Origin of the sequence: Bradyrhizobium sp. 134, from assembly GCF_023074155.1 — a bacterium.
Lineage (GTDB): Bacteria > Pseudomonadota > Alphaproteobacteria > Rhizobiales > Xanthobacteraceae > Bradyrhizobium.
The window spans coordinates 209,388-227,233 of record NZ_JADPKX010000053.1; the positions used below are offsets into that span (position 1 = coordinate 209,388).

17 protein-coding genes and 1 pseudogene are annotated in these 17,846 nt (G+C 63.8%); 10 read left to right on the forward strand and 8 right to left on the reverse strand.

Annotated elements, in window-relative coordinates; genetic code table 11:
• Positions 1 to 65: 65 nt before the first annotated feature.
• The 3 genes and pseudogenes from IVA75_RS21805 to IVA75_RS21815 form a co-directional block, all read left to right on the forward strand.
• Positions 66 to 464 (forward strand): MAPEG family protein, encoded by a 399-nt coding sequence (locus IVA75_RS21805; RefSeq protein WP_027569880.1) that lies wholly within the window; start codon positions 66 to 68, stop codon positions 462 to 464.
• 182 nt (positions 465 to 646) lie between these two features.
• Complete coding sequence (locus IVA75_RS21810; protein WP_247286184.1) at positions 647 to 1,414, forward strand: outer membrane beta-barrel protein; 768 nt, start codon at positions 647 to 649, stop codon at positions 1,412 to 1,414.
• 74 nt (positions 1,415 to 1,488) lie between these two features.
• A pseudogene (locus tag IVA75_RS21815) lies at positions 1,489 to 1,599 on the forward strand (MAPEG family protein); the annotation flags it as partial.
• 22 nt (positions 1,600 to 1,621) lie between these two features.
• Here the strand turns inward: IVA75_RS21815 and IVA75_RS21820 are convergent.
• The 5 genes from IVA75_RS21820 to IVA75_RS21840 all read right to left on the reverse strand — a co-directional run bounded on the left by IVA75_RS21820 (position 1,622) and on the right by IVA75_RS21840 (position 5,788).
• A complete protein-coding gene (locus IVA75_RS21820) occupies positions 1,622 to 2,209 on the reverse strand; it encodes a class I SAM-dependent methyltransferase (RefSeq protein WP_247286185.1) in 588 nt (195 codons plus the stop codon).
• Between the two features lie 14 nt (positions 2,210 to 2,223).
• Positions 2,224 to 3,270, reverse strand: coding sequence for an N-acetyl-gamma-glutamyl-phosphate reductase (gene argC / locus IVA75_RS21825; RefSeq protein ID WP_247286186.1), 1,047 nt, complete (start codon positions 3,268 to 3,270; stop codon positions 2,224 to 2,226).
• 99 nt (positions 3,271 to 3,369) lie between these two features.
• Positions 3,370 to 4,368, reverse strand: coding sequence for an N-acetyl-gamma-glutamyl-phosphate reductase (gene argC, locus IVA75_RS21830; RefSeq protein ID WP_247286187.1), 999 nt, complete (start codon positions 4,366 to 4,368; stop codon positions 3,370 to 3,372).
• Positions 4,365 to 5,033, reverse strand: a complete 669-nt coding sequence (locus IVA75_RS21835) for an FMN-binding negative transcriptional regulator (protein ID WP_247286188.1) — start codon at positions 5,031 to 5,033, stop codon at positions 4,365 to 4,367. Before IVA75_RS21835 ends, argC (IVA75_RS21830) begins: the two co-directional genes overlap by 4 nt.
• 224 nt (positions 5,034 to 5,257) lie before the next feature.
• Positions 5,258 to 5,788, reverse strand: a complete 531-nt coding sequence (locus IVA75_RS21840; protein WP_027569874.1) for a DedA family protein — start codon at positions 5,786 to 5,788, stop codon at positions 5,258 to 5,260.
• Between the two features lie 273 nt (positions 5,789 to 6,061).
• On the opposite strand from IVA75_RS21840, the gene parE reads away from it, so the two are divergent.
• From parE to IVA75_RS21860, 4 genes are all read left to right on the forward strand, one after another.
• Positions 6,062 to 8,104: a DNA topoisomerase IV subunit B gene (parE, locus tag IVA75_RS21845; protein WP_247286189.1), complete on the forward strand. Its 2,043-nt coding sequence runs from the start codon at positions 6,062 to 6,064 to the stop codon at positions 8,102 to 8,104.
• 466 nt (positions 8,105 to 8,570) lie between these two features.
• Positions 8,571 to 9,356, forward strand: a complete 786-nt coding sequence (locus tag IVA75_RS21850) for a porin family protein (protein WP_247286190.1) — start codon at positions 8,571 to 8,573, stop codon at positions 9,354 to 9,356.
• Between the two features lie 273 nt (positions 9,357 to 9,629).
• Positions 9,630 to 9,815: a hypothetical protein gene (locus tag IVA75_RS21855; RefSeq protein ID WP_007591540.1), complete on the forward strand. Its 186-nt coding sequence runs from the start codon at positions 9,630 to 9,632 to the stop codon at positions 9,813 to 9,815.
• 21 nt (positions 9,816 to 9,836) lie between these two features.
• A complete protein-coding gene (locus IVA75_RS21860; protein ID WP_027569871.1) occupies positions 9,837 to 10,607 on the forward strand; it encodes a glucose 1-dehydrogenase in 771 nt (256 codons plus the stop codon).
• 109 nt (positions 10,608 to 10,716) lie between these two features.
• On the opposite strand, the gene IVA75_RS21865 is transcribed toward IVA75_RS21860, so the two are convergent.
• Both IVA75_RS21865 and IVA75_RS21870 read right to left on the reverse strand, forming a co-directional pair.
• A complete protein-coding gene (locus IVA75_RS21865; RefSeq protein ID WP_027569870.1) occupies positions 10,717 to 11,484 on the reverse strand; it encodes an outer membrane beta-barrel protein in 768 nt (255 codons plus the stop codon).
• 179 nt (positions 11,485 to 11,663) lie between these two features.
• On the reverse strand, positions 11,664 to 12,920 hold the full coding sequence (locus IVA75_RS21870) for an FAD-dependent oxidoreductase (protein ID WP_247286192.1): 1,257 nt from the start codon (positions 12,918 to 12,920) through the stop codon (positions 11,664 to 11,666).
• A gap of 118 nt (positions 12,921 to 13,038) precedes the next feature.
• Between IVA75_RS21870 and IVA75_RS40195 the strand changes: the two genes are divergently transcribed.
• A complete protein-coding gene (locus IVA75_RS40195) occupies positions 13,039 to 13,173 on the forward strand; it encodes a hypothetical protein (protein ID WP_256379190.1) in 135 nt (44 codons plus the stop codon).
• A 72-nt stretch (positions 13,174 to 13,245) separates the two neighbouring features.
• On the opposite strand, the gene IVA75_RS21875 is transcribed toward IVA75_RS40195, so the two are convergent.
• Positions 13,246 to 14,760: a caspase family protein gene (locus IVA75_RS21875; protein ID WP_247286194.1), complete on the reverse strand. Its 1,515-nt coding sequence runs from the start codon at positions 14,758 to 14,760 to the stop codon at positions 13,246 to 13,248.
• Between the two features lie 210 nt (positions 14,761 to 14,970).
• Here IVA75_RS21875 and IVA75_RS21880 point away from each other — a divergent pair, with 210 nt between their 5' ends.
• Together IVA75_RS21880 and IVA75_RS21885 are read left to right on the forward strand one after the other, a co-directional pair.
• A complete protein-coding gene (locus tag IVA75_RS21880) occupies positions 14,971 to 15,936 on the forward strand; it encodes an AraC family transcriptional regulator (protein ID WP_247286196.1) in 966 nt (321 codons plus the stop codon).
• Between the two features lie 299 nt (positions 15,937 to 16,235).
• Complete coding sequence (locus IVA75_RS21885) at positions 16,236 to 17,834, forward strand: DEAD/DEAH box helicase (RefSeq protein WP_247286198.1); 1,599 nt, start codon at positions 16,236 to 16,238, stop codon at positions 17,832 to 17,834.
• Positions 17,835 to 17,846: the final 12 nt, after the last annotated feature.

Genomic DNA, 17,846 nt, shown 5'->3' on the forward strand with positions numbered 1-17,846 from the left:
CAGAATCTTCCGCGCTTTCGTATAAGCTCCACGCCTGCAGCAGAAATTGATGAGGGGACCGGGTTATGACGCGTGAATTGTTCTGGCTGACACTGACGGTGGTCCTGACCGGAATCCTCTGGATTCCCTACACCATCAACCGCTGCCAGATTCGCGGTCTCGGTGGCGCGATGGCCAATCCCTCGCGCACCGACAAGCCGCAATCGGAATGGGCGAACCGCCTGATGTTCGCGCATGACAACGCCGTCGAGAACCTCGTGCTGTTCGCGCCGCTGGTGCTGATCCTGAACGCGATCGACTACTCGTCGCAATGGACGGTGCTTGCTTGCGCCGTCTATTTCTGGTCGCGCGTCGCGCATCTGATCGTCTATGCGCTCGGGATCCCGGTGTTCCGCACGGTGGCCTTCACCGTCGGCTTCATCGCGCAGGCCGTGCTGGCCGTCGCGATTTTCAAGGTGGTTTGATCGGATCTCCGATGGCTTAGCGCCTGCAACAAAGGGGTGAAATGCTCGAAGGCCTGCCGCGGCCGACGGTGTTGCCAAAGGATGACAGTGCGACAAAAACAGGGATGCGATCCCTAGGCTGACACGAAGGATCACCCATCCACAGGTATATTTGCCCATCGCATTGATGATTCGGGGCAAACATGAATTGGAAGATTGCATCCGCGCTCGCCGGCCTCTCGCTCGCGGCCGTCGCGACCCAGGCCAGTGCCGCAGATCTCGCCGCCCGTCCCTACACCAAGGCGCCGCCGATGATCGCGGCGATCTATGATTGGAGCGGCTTCTACATTGGCGCCAACGGCGGCTATGGCTCGTCGCGCAATTGCTGGGACCAGACTGTTGGTTTCGCGCCCGGCGTTGCGGAAGGCTGCCATGACGCGACGGGCGCCGTCGCCGGCGGCCAGATCGGGTATCGCTGGCAGAGCAGCGCCTTCGTGTTCGGCCTCGAAGCACAGGGCGACTGGGCCGATCTCTCGGGCCGGAACACCAGCACCGTAGCCGGCGTCGCGAACCGCACCCGCGTCGATGCTTTCGGCCTGTTCACCGGCCAGGTCGGCTACGCCTGGAATAACGCACTGCTTTACGTGAAGGGCGGCGCGGCCGTCACCCGCGATCGCTACCGCGGTATCGGAACGGGTGGTCTGGCCGGAGCCGAGTTCGATCGTGCCGACGACACCCGCTGGGGCGGCACGGTCGGCATCGGCATCGAATACGGCTTCGCCCCGAACTGGTCGGTCGGCCTCGAATACGACCATCTGTTCATGGGCCGTCACGACGTCACGCTCACCTCCAACGGCGCGCTGACGCCGGTCGGCACGTTCTCACGCACCGACCGCATCGGCCAGGACGTCGATTTGATCACCGCCCGCATCAACTACAAATTCGGCGGCCCGATCATCGCGAAGTACTGAGGAAGCATCTCGCAACCGTCGTGCCCGGGACAAGCCCGGCCATGACGAGCAGCGAATGTTGCTGCTACTCGTCAGCGCATCCGATCGTCTATGCGCTCGGGATCCCGGTGTTCCGCACGGTGGCCTTCACCGTCGGCCTCATCGCGCAGGCTGTGCTGACCGTCGCGATCTTCAAGGTGGTTTGAGATCAGGCCTTGTTGTCTTAGATCAGGCCTTGCGAACGACAAGATGCAGCATGTTCGCCGGCGTCTCGTCAAAGCTGTGGATGACGTTCCTGTCCGACGCCAGCGCGATCCATGGGCCCGCGCTGGCGTAAGTCGCCTCCAGCCATTCTGGCGACGCATAATTGTAATAGCGCCCGAGACTGTCTCGGCCGTCGCCCTCGCCCATCTTGTAGCTGGCATAGAATACTGCTGACGGCCTGAGTCCGCGATGAATCCGCGCCAGGATGCCGGCGAGTTCGTCGCGCGGCACGTGCAGGAGACAGGCGCTGGCCCAGACGCCGTCATAGGCCTCGTGCGCGTCAAGCTGGTCGAACCGCATCGCCTCGACGGCATGACCGAGCCGCTGCGACGCGATCTCGGCCATTTCAGGCGAGCCGTCGGTGGCGCGCACCGAAAAACCTTCGGCCAGCATCACCGCCGAATGATTGCCGGCGCCACAGCCGAGCTCGAGGATCGAGCCGCCGGACGGCAGCAGAGCAAGAAAGCCTCGCAGCCGCGTCGAGGGCGCCTTCGCCCAGTCCGCATAGGACCGGGCGTTGCTGCGATAGAATTGCAGAGTCCCTTCGTCCACGGCGACCACTCCGATCAGGGAAACAGCGCGATCTGCTCCAGTCCAGCGGTCTCGGGGAATCCGAACATCAGGTTCATGTTCTGGATCGCCTGACCGGCCGAGCCCTTCACCAGATTATCGAGCACCGAAATCACGATGGCGCGGTTCTTGATCCGGTCGGCGATGACACCGATCTGGACATAGTTCGAGCCGCGTACGTTCTGGGTCTGCGGCAGCACGCCCTTCTTGACGACATGCACGAACGGCTCTTTGGCGTAGGCTTTCTCGAGGACGGCCCGCAAATCGTCCGGCGTCGCGCCGTTGAGCTTGACGTAGGACGTGCAGAGTTCGCCCCGCGACATCGGTATGAGATGCGGCGTGAAATTGACGGTCACGCTCGCGCCCGCCGCAACGCCGATCTCTTGTTCGATCTCCGGCGCATGCCGGTGCGTGCCGACCGAATACGGCGAAATCCCCTCGCCCGCCTCGCTGAACAGCGTGTTCTGTTTCAGGCCGCGTCCGGCGCCGGTGACGCCTGACTTGGCGTCGATCAGGATGTCATCGACGTCGATCAGTTTTGCTTTCGCCAGCGGCACCAGCGCCAACAACGCTGCCGTCGGATAGCAGCCGGGACAGGCGACCAGCCGCGCCGCGGTAATCTTCTCCCGATAGAATTCGGTCAGGCCGTAGACGGCTTCGCCCTGCAACTCGAGCGCCTGATGTTCGTGGCCGTACCACTGCGCGTAGGTTTCCTTGTCGCGCAGCCGGAAATCGGCGGACATGTCGAGGACCTTGATCTTCGGGTTGGCCTTCAGCACGGCCGCGATGATCTGCTGCGTGGTGCCGTGCGGCAGTCCGCAGAACACCGCGTCGAGCTTGGTCCAGTCGACCTTTTCCCATTCCACGAGTTGGGGCAAATCCAGCATGAAGAAATGCGGAAACACCTCGCTCATGGCCTTGCCGGCATGGGTATTGGCGGTGAGTGCTGTGATTTCCGCATTCGGATGCCGCGCCAGCAGGCGCACCGCATCGGCGCCGGTGTAGCCGGACGCGCCGAGAATGCCGATTTTCTTCAAACTCATCACACGTTCCTTTCAGGCGTCGCTGGATCGTCTTGCCGGAGTAGAAAGTTGCAGCGTCGCTTCGTCCACCGGACCGGTCTGGCAGGCAACGCTCATCGGCTACTCCTCGGCAAGGCCCAGCATCAGCCGCATGTTCTGCACGGCCGCGCCGGACGCGCCCTTGCCGAGATTGTCGAGCCGGGCGACCAGCACCGCCTGGTGGTACCTGTCGCTGGCGAAGACGTAGAGCTCGAGCGTGTTGGTCTCGTTGAGCGCTTCCGGCTCGATTCGGCCGCCCCTGGTCGCCTCGTTTTGCAGCGGCATCGCCGAGACGTATTTTGAGCCGGCGTAACGCTTTGCCAACGCGGCCTGGAGATCGGCACTGCTGGGCTTGCCGGGCAGCGTGTCGAGCTGGAGCGGCACCGACACCAGCATGCCCTGCCGGTAGTTGCCGACCGACGGGATGAAGATCGGTCGCCGCGTCAGGTTCGAATAGAGCTGCATCTCCGGCAGGTGCTTGTGCTCGAAGCCGAGGCCGTAGAGCTCGAACGACGGCGCACTGCCGTCCTCGAAACTCGCGATCATCGACTTGCCGCCGCCGGAATAGCCGCTCACCGCATTGACGGTGACGGGATAGTCCGCAGGCAGCAGGCCGGCATCGACGATCGGTCGCAGCAGCGCGATCGCGCCGGTCGGATAGCAGCCGGGATTGGAGACCTTCTTCGCAGCCTTGATCTTGCCAGCCTGATCCGGCGTCAGTTCCGGAAAGCCATAGGCCCAATCGGGCGCGACCCGGTACGCGGTCGATGCATCCAGCACCTTCGGGCCTGACGGCCCCATGCTGTCGATGAGCGCAACCGTTTCCCTGGCAGCGTCGTCCGGCAGGCAGAGGATGACGAGGTCAACCTCCTCCATCAGCGCCTTCTTGGCCGCGGGATCCTTGCGCTTGGCGTCGGCGATCGTCTTCACGACCACGTCGTTCTGCAGCTTCAGCCGCTCGTTGATGCCGAGCCCGGTGGTGCCGGAGCCACCGTCGACAAAGACGGTGGCGGGCTTTGTCGCAGCGCCGGTCTTCGGGGCATTTTTGGTGTCGACGAGGCTGGCTTCAGAAAAGGTCATGGCGCGCTCCTTTCGAGCATGTTGGTTTCGGGTGCGAAGGCTTCCGGCCTGACGTCCTGCATCAGTTGCGCGATCGCCCTGGCGTCGGCATGGGCCTGCGCGCCAAGTGCATTGCCGATCGCCGTATAATCGGCGTCGGACTTGTGCTGGTTGAGCTTGAAGCTGCCTTCGACCTCTTCAACCGTCATGACCAGACCCACGATTCCCTTCTTCAGCGCCTCGAGCCGCCCCGCCGTCATTTTGGCTGAGGTCCACGGCTTCTTCGGCAACAGCCAGCTCTCGAACTTGTCGCTGAGCGTGTCGATCTGCACGGCCAGTTCACCATCCGACAACAACCGCACCGGCCCGGTCAGATGGACCGACTGGTAGAGCCAGGTCGGCACCTGATCCGGCGAGACGTACCAGTCCGGCGACACGTAGGCATCGGGGCCGTTGACCGCGAGCAGCCAGGAGGCCGTCCCGTCCGCAAGCTTTAGCAGCGGATTGTGACGGGCGACGTGAAAGGCGGCCTGCGGCGTGCCGTCGGCGGCATAGGTCAAATAGAACGGAATTGGCGAGGCGATCGGCTTGTGGCCGTCGAACGCGCACATGGTGCCGAAGCCGCGCGTGTCGGCGAATTTCAGGCTCGCGGCGCGGTCCTGCTTGAAAAAGGGTGGCGTGTACATCGTTGTCTCCTGCTGGGCCTCCTTGGGGGCCGCCGGATCAGATCGCGCTGACAGGAGAGAGAATGCCGCGGATCGGATCCAGCGGCAAAGACGATGATCTCAAACGCGATCGACCGCCCAAACCGCGAAGCTGCGGCGGCGGCGACGGGCGAACAAAATGGTCGCGGCGTTGATCATGGCGCGGGGCTATAGGGCCAGTTGCGGTTCGCGTCAAGGTTCGGACGTCACACCACGCGCCAGATCCATTCCATGATCTTCGCGATCACGTCCCCGAACAGCAGGAGCGCCGCCGACCAGATCAGCGCCGAGACGAAATTGGCGGCCTGGAAGCTCCAATAGGGCATCTCGAAAATGCCGGCTGCAAGCGGCACGGAGGCACGCAAGGGACCGAAGAAGCGGCCGATGAAGATGCTCGGCACGCCCCAGCTGCGAACGAAGGCCTCGCCCCGGGGCAGGAGTTCCGGATAGCGCGAGAGCGGCCACATCTGCGCGACTTTCTCCTTGTAACGATAGCCGAACCAGTAGGAGACCCAGTCGCCCAGCGCCGCGCCGATGCCGCCGGCGATCCAGACCGGATAGAAGCTGATGCCGCTCGCGCCGATCAGCGCGCCGATCGCGACCAACGCGCCCCAGGCCGGGATCAGCAGCGAGATGAAGGCGAGCGACTCCCCGAAGGCGAGCACGAACACGATGGGAGCTGCCCATGTCTGGTGAGCGCGCACGAAATCCGCCAGCGCGTGCGCAAACTGCTCCATTCTAAATAGCCTTTCCGCCCTGCCCGAAGGTGCTGCTCGATGAAAAGGACTGGTAAGCCAAGGACTTGTGTGACATCAAGTCACAAAGTCCGGTCCAGACCGGACCGGACCGTCACATTGCCGGGAATTCGTTGGGGCTGCGGCGTAAAATCGCCGGGATTGGCTCCCAACCACACCGACCGGCCCGCCCTGCGATAACCTTTCCAGGTCAGAAGTGGCATAGTCGGCCCAACCGATTCGCGCTCATGCGGCCCTCAAAACGCATAAAGATATATGTCCAAGCAGTTGAAGCCCAAAGCAAAAGACGATTTTTTCGGCGGCGATGAGCCGAAGCCCCGCGCCGCCAAGGCCGCCCCGCGCGCAGGCGGTGCCGAGGCTGACTACACCGCAGCCGACATCGAGGTGCTCGAAGGCCTGGAACCGGTGCGCCGCCGGCCCGGCATGTATATCGGCGGGACCGACGAGAAGGCACTGCATCACCTCTTCGCGGAAGTCATCGACAACTCAATGGACGAGGCGCTCGCGGGGCATGCGACCTTCATCGGAGTCGAGTTGAGCGCGGACGGCTTTTTGACCGTCACGGACAACGGCCGCGGCATCCCGATCGATCCGCATCCAAAATTTCCGAAGAAGTCGGCGCTCGAAGTCATCATGTGCACGCTGCACTCGGGCGGCAAGTTCGACTCCAAGGTCTACGAGACCTCGGGCGGCCTGCACGGCGTCGGCATCTCCGTGGTGAACGCCCTCTCCTCGCTGCTCGAGGTCGAGGTCGCGCGCAGCCAGAAACTCTACCGCATGACGTTCGAGCGCGGGCACCCGAAGGGCAAGCTCGAGGATCTCGGCAAGATCAACAACCGCCGCGGAACCCGCGTGCGCTTCAAGCCGGACACCGACATCTTCGGTGCGAAGGCAGCGTTCAAGCCTCAGCGCCTGTTCAAGATGACACGTTCGAAGGCGTATCTGTTCGGCGGCGTCGAGATCCGCTGGAATTGCGCGCCCGAACTGCTCAAGGGCGTCGACGACGTGCCGGCCGAAGCGACGTTCCACTTCCCCGGTGGCCTCAAGGATTATCTGGCGGCGGCGATCCACGCCGACACGCTGGTGCATCCCGACATCTTCTCCGGCAAGTCGGGCCGCAACGGCGCGCATGGCGCCTGCGAATGGGCGGTGGCTTGGACTGCGGATGCCGACGGCTTCCTGTCGTCCTACACCAACACCGTGCCGACGCCCGATGGCGGTACGCATGAATCCGGCCTGCGCAGCGCGCTGCTGCGAGGTCTCAAGGATCACGCCGAGCGCGTCGGCCAAGGCAAGCGCGCGTCGTCCATTACGTCTGAAGACGTGATGGTCGGTGCAGCCGTGATGCTCTCGGTATTCGTGCGCGAGCCCGAATTCCAGGGCCAGACCAAGGATCGCCTTGCCACCGCCGAAGCGCAGCGCATCGTCGAACAGGCGATGAAGGATCCGTTCGACCATTGGCTGTCGGGCAATCCGAACCAGGCCAACAGGCTGCTCGACTTCGTGGTCGACCGCGCCGAGGAGCGGTTGCGCCGCCGGCAAGAGAAGGAGACCGCGCGCAAGACCGCCGGCAAAAAGCTGCGCCTGCCGGGGAAGCTCGCCGATTGCAGCGATGCCGGTTTGGACGGCTCAGAACTCTTCATAGTCGAGGGAGACTCGGCCGGCGGCAGCGCCAAGCAGGCGCGCGACCGCAAGACCCAGGCCGTGCTGCCGCTGCGCGGAAAGATCCTCAACGTCGCCTCCGCCGGCAAGGACAAGCTGACGGCGAACACGCAGCTCGCCGACCTCGTGCAGGCGATCGGCTGCGGGATGCTCGCGCAGTATCGCGAGGAGGATCTGCGCTATCAGCGCATCATCATCATGACCGACGCCGATGTCGACGGTGCCCATATCGCTTCGCTGCTGATCACCTTCTTCTACCGGCAGATGCCGCGGCTGATCGACGAAGGCCATCTCTTCTTAGCCGTGCCGCCGCTCTACAAGCTGACCAACGGCACCAAGTCGGTCTACGCCCGCGATGACGCGCACAAGGCAGCGTTGATCAAGAGCGAGTTCAACGCCAACGCCAAGGTCGAGGTCAATCGCTTCAAAGGCCTCGGCGAAATGATGCCGGCGCAGCTCAAGGAAACCACCATGGATCCGGCCAAGCGGACCATGCTGAAAGTGGTTCTGCTCGCCGACGACCGCGACACGACGGCGGATTCGGTGGAGCGGCTGATGGGCACCAAGGCCGAAGCGCGCTTCGCGTTCATCTCGGACAAGGCCGAATTCGCCAATGACGATTTGCTGGACGTCTGATCCGCAGGCGCTGCCCGGTCGCATCCCATCAAGAGCCCCGCATGAAGCCCGGGGCTCTTTTGTTTTTGGGGACGACAACCGCCATTTCCCGACGATCCTGCCCGCCGATCCTGCCAACGGTCCGCCACGGCTTCGGTGATTCCCTGCCTCGTCGCATCGCGACTCGGCCAACGACTCACCCAGCCGGGCTGATGCAGGATTGCCTCCATTTCGGACAAAGCCGGATTTACTAACGAGAAGTTACCAAAATACAAATCGCAAAATTCGACCTACTGAATTGATAATACAAGACTATTTCGAATTTACACGATGGTGCTCAGAATCCCTGCCGTGCGGCGTTTCCCGGCGACTGTGCCTGCTCTGCAACAGCATTTCGGAGAGAAGCAGGTATAGTCCGGGACATCAGATCACACGGACTTCAGTGCGCTCGCGCCTTCCAAACAGACCAAAGCTTGGGGATTTTAAGATGAAGAAGATTTTGCTCGCACTGACCGCTGTTGCCGCGATGACCGGTTCGGCCTCGGCCGCTGACCTTGGCGCCCGTCCCTACGTGAAGGCGCCGATGGCGGCTCCCGTCGCCAACTGGACCGGCTTCTACATCTTCGGCGGCGCCGGCGGCGGCCTCTGGGCAGCTGACAGCAATGTTCAGACTTCCGTGGGCGCAGTTGCCCTTACTCGCGATCAGCGGCTCGGCGGCAGTGGCTGGTTCGGCACCGTGGGCCTTGGTTACGACTGGCAGTTCAACAGCCGCTGGGTGGCTGGCGTGTTCGCCGACGGTCAATTCGGCGACATCCGCGGTTCACTGTCCGACCCATTCAACGCAGTTGAAGGCCGCGAAAAGCTTCGCACCAGCTATGCGGCGGGTGTTCGCGTCGGCTACCTGGTCGCACCGAACGTCCTCTCCTACGTCAACGGTGGTTACTCCGGTTCAGAATGGTCGGGTACCAACCTTTCGACCCTGGCGGCCGGTGGCGGCCCCACCCTTGCAACCACTCCATCCTTCCATCGCAACGGCTGGTTCTTCGGTGGTGGCGTTGAGAATAACCTCGATATCTTCGGCGTCAGCGCTCCCGGCTGGTTCATGAAGACCGAGTATCGTGGCGCTTACTATGATCGCGTCACTCTTGCCGAGACCTTCCCCGGCGGGGCGGCGACGGGATTTTCGACGACATTCAAGCCCTGGGTCCAGACCGTCAGCACCTCGCTGGTGTACCGCTTCAACTGGAGCGGCCCGGTCGTCGCGAAGTACTGATCCGAACGCAAGTTCAGACGTCAAAGCCCCGGCATCGTCCGGGGCTTTTTCGTTGTGCGGTGCTTCAGCGGCTGATTCCCACCTTCAGCTTTGGGTAGGCGTCTCCAAAGCTGGCTTTCTGGCAACTTGCGTATGGACATGCATCCGCCCTGCGGCCTGCATCAGCGGCCATTGTATCCGAACCACGGCTACGGCTAGTCTCCCGCCAAGTTTTCGGGCCGCGGCAGTGGTCATGCCGCGTCACGACAGAAGCGGACCTATGGGGAGGAATGCATGCGCAGATTTCTGCTTGTAGCAGGCCTGTTTGCCCTTGCCGTCGGGCTGCTCTGGATCGGACAGGGCACGGGCACCGTCGCGTGGCCGCGATCGAGCTTCATGGTCAACCAGTTGCAATGGGCCGGCTATGGCGCAGCCATGGCAGGCTTTGGGCTGGTGCTGATCTGGCAGAGTAACCAATAGAAGAAACCAGGGAATAGCAGCATGACATCCAGTCGGTTCGATCTCCGCGGCAAGGTCGCGATCGTCACGGGAGGCAATGGCGGCATCGGGCTCGGCATGGCCCGCGGCCTCGCCGATGCCGGCGCCAACATCGCCGTGGTCGGACGCAACGAAACCAAATCGGCCGCCGCCGTGGCCGATCTCAGTCAACGCGGTGTGAAGGCGATCAGCGTTGCCACCGACGTCACCGACAAGGCGGCCATCGCCGCGATGGTCGAGCGTGTCGTCGGGGATCTCGGCCGCATCGACATCCTCATCAACAATGCCGGCATGAGCATCCGCAAGCCGCCGCACGAGCTCGAGCTCGACGAATGGAATACGGTGATCAACACCAACCTCACCAGCGCCTTCCTGTGCTCGAAGCTGGCCTATCCGGCGCTGAAGGCGTCCGGCAACGGCAAGGTGATCAACATCGGCTCGATGATGTCGATCTTCGGCGCGAGCTTCGCAACGGCCTATGCGGCGAGCAAGGGCGGTATCGTTCAGTACACGCGCGCCTGCGCCAATGCGTGGGCGCCCGACAACATCCAGGTCAATGCCATCCTTCCCGGCTGGATCGACACCGACCTGACCCGCGGTGCGCGGCAGCAGGTATCGGGATTGCACGAGCGGGTGCTGGCACGCACGCCGGCGGGGCGGTGGGGCGACATCGACGACTTCGCCGGCATCACGGTGTTCCTTGCCTCGTCCGCGTCAAACTTCGTCACCGGCACCGCGATCCCCGTCGATGGCGGGTTCTCGGTGATGGCGTAGGCCGTACGCCAGAAACCTGCACACAAAAAAGAAGCCCCGGACAATGCCGGGGCTTTTGAATTTGGGCAGTGATCGTCTTTTATGGTTGCTTGGTCGTTCGTTGACCCACTCAGTAGCGGGCGATCACAGGCGCGTCGAACTTGTAGCTGGCGCGCACGACGGCCCACTGGAGGTCGCGCGGCTTGGCATCGAAGCTGTAATTGCCCGAGGTGCCGCCGAGCTGATAGGTCTGGCTACCGAAAGCTGCGTAATTGTATTCGAGGCCGACGATCCAGTTGCGGGTGATGCCGTATTCCCAGCCGGCACCGACGGTCCAGCCGTTGGCCCAATGGGTCTGACCGCCAGAACCGGTGGCCGGACCGACCGTATCGGTGACCGACAGACGGTTGTTCACGCCGGCATAGCCGCCCTTGATGTAGAACAGGTTGTTCTGCACGGCGAAGCCCGCGCGACCGACGACGGTGGCAAGCACATTGGCGCGCCAGGAGAACACGTCGTCACCCGCGCCGAACGCGGTGTTCAAGAACGAGCCCTTGTTGTCGAGGCCCGAGATCGTGCCTTCCATACCGAACACGTAGTTGTTGGCCTGCCAATTGTAGCCGATCTGGGCGCCGCCCAGGATGCCGGAGTTGCGCTGACGGTAGCCCTGCCCCGGGGTCAGATCGCCGAACGGCGCGCCGGTCCCGTTGTTGATGAACTGCTCGTTGGTCCATGCTCCGCCGATGTGACCGCCGACATAAAAGCCGGTCCAGTTGAACAGCGGCTCCGCATAGGCGGGCGCCTTCGTGTAGCGCGCACCGAGATCGGCGGCGGAAGCGGCGCCGGTCGAAACCAGAGCGGTCGTGCAGGCGAAGGCGGCAATCAACTTGTTACGCATGGTACACCCCGTGTCCTTTGATGGGTGCACGCTCACACGCAGTTCTTACTCAAATTTGAATCAAGACAGTTAAGACGCCGGATTGGCAAGCAGCGCGCCTTCAATCCATCTGAACTGTTGTACGCAGGCAACGCGCTGAGCGCGATTTAACGCCGCGTTATCCCTACCGAGTCCTTGCGCTACCGTGCCGGCGCAGCCTTCGACTGCACGTGCTCGGGCCGGACGCCGAGCGCGAGCAGACGCGCCGGAATGCCCTGGAGCCACGGCAGCGCGGTGATGAGGCGCACGATCAGCGGCACTTTCAGCGGCCGGTCGCCGCCCTGCAAGGCGCCGCTGATGATGTTGTTCTGCACGATCATCTGCATTCGCTGCGTCATCTTCACCGGGAATTCGCGGCGACGGCGCACGGCATCGAGTTCGTTCTCCGACGGGCAGCCGTTTTGCAGCTTGTCCGCCAGCAAATTTGCGGTCGCGACCGCATCCTGCACGGCGAGATTGACGCCGACGCCGCCGACCGGCGACATCGCATGTGCGGCGTCGCCGATGAGAAGCAAGCCGGGCCGCGTCCAGCGCGGCAGGCGGTTGATCGCGACGGTGAGCAGCTTGAAATCGTCGAACCTCTTCACATCGGCAATGCCGCTCTTCAGGATCGGCGCCATGCGAACGACGTCGTCGAGCAGCGCCTGCAATCCCCTCGCCTTCACCGCGTCGTATTGCCCCTTGGCGATGACATAGGCGCATTGCCAGTAGTCGCCGCGGTCGAAGGTGATCATCATCTTGCCGGGCTCGACGCGCGCGAACACGTTCTCGGTCTCGTTCGCCTTGCGGCCGACGCGGAACCACAGCACGTCCATTGGCGCGCCGATCTCCTCGACCTCGAGGCCGGAACGCTGGCGCACGGTCGAATGCCGGCCGTCACAGGCGATGGTGAGATCGGCTTCGATGTCCACGATGCCGTCCGGCGTATTCGCCCGCACGCCGGCGATGGTCTCGCCGCGGCGGATCAGATCGACCGCTTCCGTGTTCATCATCACCTTCAGCGAGGCGAAGCGCTGGCCGGCCTCGCGCAGGAAGTTCAGGAAATCCCATTGAGGCATGAAGGCGATGAAGGGGTACTTGGTGCGGAGGCGGCTGAGATCGGCGATGCGAACGGGGGTACCGCCGAACAGGCCGTCCATCTTTTGCAAGCGCTGATGCGGCAACTTCAGGAATCCGTCGATCAGGCCGAGCTCGTCCATCACCTGGAGCGTCGAGGGATGCACGGTGTCGCCGCGGAAGTCGCGGAAGAAATCCGCATGCTTCTCCAGCACCACGACATCGATGCCGGCGCGCCCCAGAAGATAGCCGAGCATCATGCCCGCCGGTCCGCCGCCGACGATGCAACACCGCACTTTCAGCGAGGCGCCTTGGAGATTCTGCGACGTATCGGGTTTCACGGCCGGGTTCTCATTTAGGGTCAAGGTTTCTGTGCAGTGCAGCAAGCAAGATTCATTTGCCGCGATTGTGAATGGCCGTTAGCCTTTACGCCAATTCCGACTCATTCAGGAAATTGCAGTGCAGACAATCCTCATACTGCTCGGCGTCTGGATCCTGATCAACGTGCTTTTCGTCTTGATCATGATCGCACCGCGCAGGCCGCCGCTTGCGCCGGTGCGCATCGAACGGAACGGCTATCCGTACGAGGAGTAGGAGAAGCTCAAGAGCTTCATCAGGAAGCGCCGCGGGTAACAAGAAGCGCGCGCGACGCCTTCGGCCGCCTCATCAATTATTGCTGCGGTTCGCGCTGCGGAAGCTTTTGATCTCCGACACGCTGCCGTCGCGATAGGTCAGCTCCACCGAGATGAACTGCGTTGCCGGCGCGAGCTTCATGTAGAGCGGCATGCCGGCGCTGATCGCACTGGGATCGCGCATGTCGCAGCCCGGCATCTTCAACACCTGGTTCGGAACGGCGGTGTCGATGCCGATGCGCACCTCGCGGATGGCGCAGCGGTAAGACACGAGGTGCGTGTAGTAGACCAGCAGCCCGTTGAACTCGCGGAATGACAGCCAGCTCGTCGCGGTGATGTCGAGGATCTTGCGCTGGTCGCGGATCAGCGCGGCTTCGGGATCGAACCTGATCGGGAACGGCCCCTGCATGTCACCGGACTGGTCGACATAGCGGACCTCAATGGTGCCGGCCTGCGCGTCCGGCGGCAATTCGATCGACGGGTTCGGCATTCTCTTGCGCGTGCGCGGGTCGAGCGTATCGATGAAGCCGGTTTCGCGGAAATCGCCATTGCCGGCCATGCGCCAGGAAACGCCAAGCGTCGGATCGGCAAAGGAGAACACCACGCTCCAGCCGCCATTGTGGCGCGAGAAGCTCGCGATCGGCGCGTTGGTGGTCTCCTCCTTCGGCACGCGCGGCACCGACACTGGCGGCAGCGCCGCGAGCTTCTGCGCCGGCGGATCGGCCGGGCGCGCGGCGACATCCTTGGCGATGCCGCTGAGGAAGACGTCGTCGACCATCTGATCAAAATAGACCGGCACCTGCCTGTGCTTGACGGTGTCGGCCATCTCGCTGACGAGACGGCGCGTACGTTGCGCCACCTGCACCAGGTTCTCGCCGGGCTGGAGCAGCTCTTTGGCGAAGGTGCGCGTGAACACCGAATTGGGATTGGCGTCGTCGTTGGAGAGGCGGTCGAGCGCGGTCTGGCGCGGGCCCGCGGAGAAGACCGAGAACACGCCTTCGGGCAGCTGCACCATCGGGGCAAGCCCGCCACCGCCGGAGACGGCGCGGGTACCCTTGCGCTCGAACGGGTTGTTGCGGCAGGCGTCGAACACCAGGATCGAGGTTCGCGCCTTCTTGTTCTGGAGGCGCTCGACGATGCGATCGGCCAGGATGGAGGCGTCACGCACCAGCTCTTCCTGCCCTTCCGTCGCTGCCGGCACGTCCGTCGGCAGCAGGTAATTCTGGCCTGCGATCTCGAAGCCGTGGCCGGCATAGAAGAAGAACGCGGTGTCGCCGGGCTCGATCGTCCGATCGAACGCAAGCAGCGTCTCCGAAAATTGCTGCCGGCTCTGGTTTTCGGCGAGCATCACCGAGAATCCGAGCTGCTTCAGCGTATCGCCCATGGTGCGGGCGTCGTTGACCGCCTTGAGCAGCTTCGGAACGTTCCTATAGTCGTTGTTGCCGACGACGAGCGCGACGCGCTTCTCGGCACAGGCGGGAAGCGCGAAACCGCTGAGGCCGGCCGCGAGGCCAAGCGCTGCCAGTACTCTGAAAAGCCGACGTGTCATCGAAAATCCCTCAAGAACGGCCCACGCCGGTTCCTTCGAACAGCGGTTCATGGGAACCGCATCGTTGATGTGATAGTCGGCCCAGCCATAGCGCTGGTTCAACAGCCCTGAGGACTCAGGTCTGTCGTCTAGCCTATGGTAGATGCCACCGGAATTTGCTTTTTCTCGGTCAATTCTTGTGGGCAATTCCGCTGGAAGCGAGGGGACGCCGTGTATCGCTGGTGCACCGACGAGGTCGAGCCGCACGACCGCTTCGACTTTTGGCGCGAGGTGCGCGCCAAGGGCCTGTTCGGCGTCACCGTCGAACTCGAGCGCGAACGCCGCGCGGACTTCTTCGGCGAATTCTCGCTGTGTCAGCTTGGCGGAGCCGGCCTCGTCGAGCTGAAGGCTTCGCATTACACGGTCGAGCGCAGCATGACCGACATCGCTGACGCGCCGGGCGACAGCCTCTGTGTCTATCAGCAGCTCGGCAGCGGAGCCTGGTTCGGCGGCATGCGCGGCAGCGACTTCACAATCGCCAACGGCAGCTTCGCCACCAGCCATACCGACCAGCCTTACCGCGCCGCGCCGCTGGGCGCGGGAGGCTTCCACCTGCGGATCCTGAAGATTCCCGTGAGCGGTCTCTCCACGCAGGACAAGCGCATGCGCGAGCTTGCGCCCCGGACGTCCGTCGATCCCAGCCTCGCGCCCCTGCTCGACGCCTGCTTTGCCGATCTCGGTACGGTTGCCGCGGGTGATGACGGCGCCGCCGATGCCGCCCCCCTCGTCCAGGCTTTAGCCCATCTGGCACTGATCGAGCGCGGCGTCCTGCGGCCCGGCAGCCGCCTCGGGCAGGCCGCGCTGCGGATCGCCCGGCTCTCGCTGGCACGACGCCTGATCGCGCGTCACCTGCAAAACCCGGATATGGCGCCGGCGATGGTGGCCGACCTTCTCGGCGTGTCGGTCCGTCACCTGCACATGCTGTTCGAAAGCGCGGCCAAGAGTTTTTCGCAAACCGTGACGGACGAACGCCTGAACCAGAGCCGCCGCCTGATGCGCGAAGCCCCGGACCGGCTGATCGCCGACATCGCGACCGCCTGCGGCTTCGACAGCCTCGCGACCTATTACAGGGTCTTCAACGCCGCCTATGGGATGGCCCCCGGCGACTTCCGCGCCCAGGGTCCGGAAGGGCGTTAGCCGACGTTTGGACAGCTCCGGCCGACCGCTGGGTTGGGCGGAAAACCGCAGCCTCGCCCGCTATTTGAGCGAAAACCTCAGGTTTTTTAGGGCCTTCCCGCGGCTGCTCCATTGACTTTGGCCGATTCCCCCCTATGTTCCGGGTCGACGCGGCTCGGTATCGAAGAGCGATTCCTGAGCTTGGCGCTTTGTTCGCGTGAGTCAGCACCCCCAGCTTCTTTGAGAGCGCGCCGTTTTGGGGTGGAACGCGACAGCCTTATTACCCTCGAATCCGAACGGCGGTTTCGACCAGAGGCTCAATGTCTTTTACCCATCTCGGACTATCCGAAAAGGTCCTCGCCGCAGTGGCGGCCACCGGTTACACCACCCCCACCCCCATTCAGGAACAGGCGATCCCTCACGTCCTTGCTCGCAAGGACGTTCTCGGCATCGCCCAGACCGGCACCGGCAAGACCGCCGCCTTCGTGCTGCCGATGCTCACCATTCTCGAAAAGGGCCGCGCCCGGGCGCGCATGCCGCGCACGCTGATCCTTGAGCCGACCCGCGAACTCGCGGCGCAGGTGAAGGAAAACTTCGACCGCTACGGCGTGGGCCAGAAACTCAACGTCGCCCTCCTGATCGGCGGCGTTTCCTTCGGCGACCAGGATGCCAAGCTGACGCGCGGTGTCGATGTGCTGATCGCCACTCCCGGCCGCCTGCTCGACCACACGGAGCGCGGCGGCCTGCTGCTCACCGGCGTCGAGCTGCTCGTCATCGACGAAGCCGACCGCATGCTGGACATGGGCTTCATTCCCGACATCGAGCGCGTCTGCAAGCTCGTCCCGTTCACGCGGCAGACCCTGTTCTTCACCGCGACCATGCCGCCGGAGATCCGGCGCATCACCGAAACCTTCCTGCACAATCCGCAGAAGATCGAGGTATCGAAGCCCGCCACCACCGCTGTCACGGTTACGCAGTGTCAGGTCCCGGCCGGGCGCGAGGCGCACGAGAAGCGCGAGCTGCTTCGCCGACTGCTCCGCGAGGCCAAGGATCTCCAGAACGCGATCATCTTCTGCAATCGCAAGCGCGATGTCGCCGTCGTTCATAAATCGCTGCAAAAGCACGGCTTCAGCGTCGGCGCGCTGCACGGCGACATGGATCAGTCGGCCCGCACGGCGGCGCTCGAACAGTTCCGCAAGGGCGAGCTGCCGCTGCTGGTCGCATCCGACGTCGCCGCCCGCGGCCTCGACATCCCCGAGGTCAGCCACGTCTTCAATTTCGACGTTCCCCACCATCCCGACGACTATGTCCACCGCGTCGGCCGCACCGGTCGCGCAGGCCGGTCCGGCATGGCGATCTCGCTCGTCACGCCGCCCGACCAGAAGTCGATGGTGGCGATCGAGAAGCTGATCGGACAGAGCATTCCGCGCGCCGAAGGCGATTTCGAAGTCCGCACCGATGCTTCCGATGCGAGCGAGCGTCCGCGCGAGCAGCGCGGCCGTGAACGTTCACGCGGCGGACGCGGCAAGCCGCAACGCGGTCGCGAGCGCAGCCAGGAGCCGCGCGAAGCGCGTGGCGAGGCACAGCCTTCAGCCGAAGCACGGTCCGCTCCCGAAGCAAGGCCCGCTTCCGAAGCAAGGCCCGCGCGCGAGGCAAGGCCTCCGCGTGAAGCCAGATCTTCGCGTGAAGGCAGACCTTCGCGTGAAGCCAGACCTTCGCGTGAAGCCAGGCCTCCGCGCGAAGCCAAGCCATCATCAGAGCCGCGTGACGGTGCGCGCGAGCAGGCCAATCCGTCGCATGTGCCGTCGATCGGCCGTCCCGAGCCGCGCCGCCAACGCGAGGCCGACAGCGAGCCGGGCGACCACTCGCATCTGCCGGCCTTTCTGCTGCGTCCGGTTCGCTCCCCAGCCGGCGCCTGAAGCCCGATGCGC

What these genes read in the sequence shown, in the direction of transcription:
- IVA75_RS21805 (WP_027569880.1), top strand. Translation starts at nt 66, where the DNA reads ATGACGCGTGAATTGTTCTGGCTGACACTGACGGTGGTCCTGACCGGA.
- IVA75_RS21810 (WP_247286184.1), top strand. Translation starts at nt 647, where the DNA reads ATGAATTGGAAGATTGCATCCGCGCTCGCCGGCCTCTCGCTCGCGGCC.
- argC (WP_247286186.1), bottom strand. Translation starts at nt 3,270, where the DNA reads ATGAGTTTGAAGAAAATCGGCATTCTCGGCGCGTCCGGCTACACCGGC.
- argC (WP_247286187.1), bottom strand. Translation starts at nt 4,368, where the DNA reads ATGACCTTTTCTGAAGCCAGCCTCGTCGACACCAAAAATGCCCCGAAG.
- IVA75_RS21835 (WP_247286188.1), bottom strand. Translation starts at nt 5,033, where the DNA reads ATGTACACGCCACCCTTTTTCAAGCAGGACCGCGCCGCGAGCCTGAAA.
- IVA75_RS21840 (WP_027569874.1), bottom strand. Translation starts at nt 5,788, where the DNA reads ATGGAGCAGTTTGCGCACGCGCTGGCGGATTTCGTGCGCGCTCACCAG.
- parE (WP_247286189.1), top strand. Translation starts at nt 6,062, where the DNA reads ATGTCCAAGCAGTTGAAGCCCAAAGCAAAAGACGATTTTTTCGGCGGC.
- IVA75_RS21850 (WP_247286190.1), top strand. Translation starts at nt 8,571, where the DNA reads ATGAAGAAGATTTTGCTCGCACTGACCGCTGTTGCCGCGATGACCGGT.
- IVA75_RS21855 (WP_007591540.1), top strand. Translation starts at nt 9,630, where the DNA reads ATGCGCAGATTTCTGCTTGTAGCAGGCCTGTTTGCCCTTGCCGTCGGG.
- IVA75_RS21860 (WP_027569871.1), top strand. Translation starts at nt 9,837, where the DNA reads ATGACATCCAGTCGGTTCGATCTCCGCGGCAAGGTCGCGATCGTCACG.
- IVA75_RS21865 (WP_027569870.1), bottom strand. Translation starts at nt 11,484, where the DNA reads ATGCGTAACAAGTTGATTGCCGCCTTCGCCTGCACGACCGCTCTGGTT.
- IVA75_RS21875 (WP_247286194.1), bottom strand. Translation starts at nt 14,760, where the DNA reads ATGACACGTCGGCTTTTCAGAGTACTGGCAGCGCTTGGCCTCGCGGCC.
- IVA75_RS21885 (WP_247286198.1), top strand. Translation starts at nt 16,236, where the DNA reads ATGTCTTTTACCCATCTCGGACTATCCGAAAAGGTCCTCGCCGCAGTG.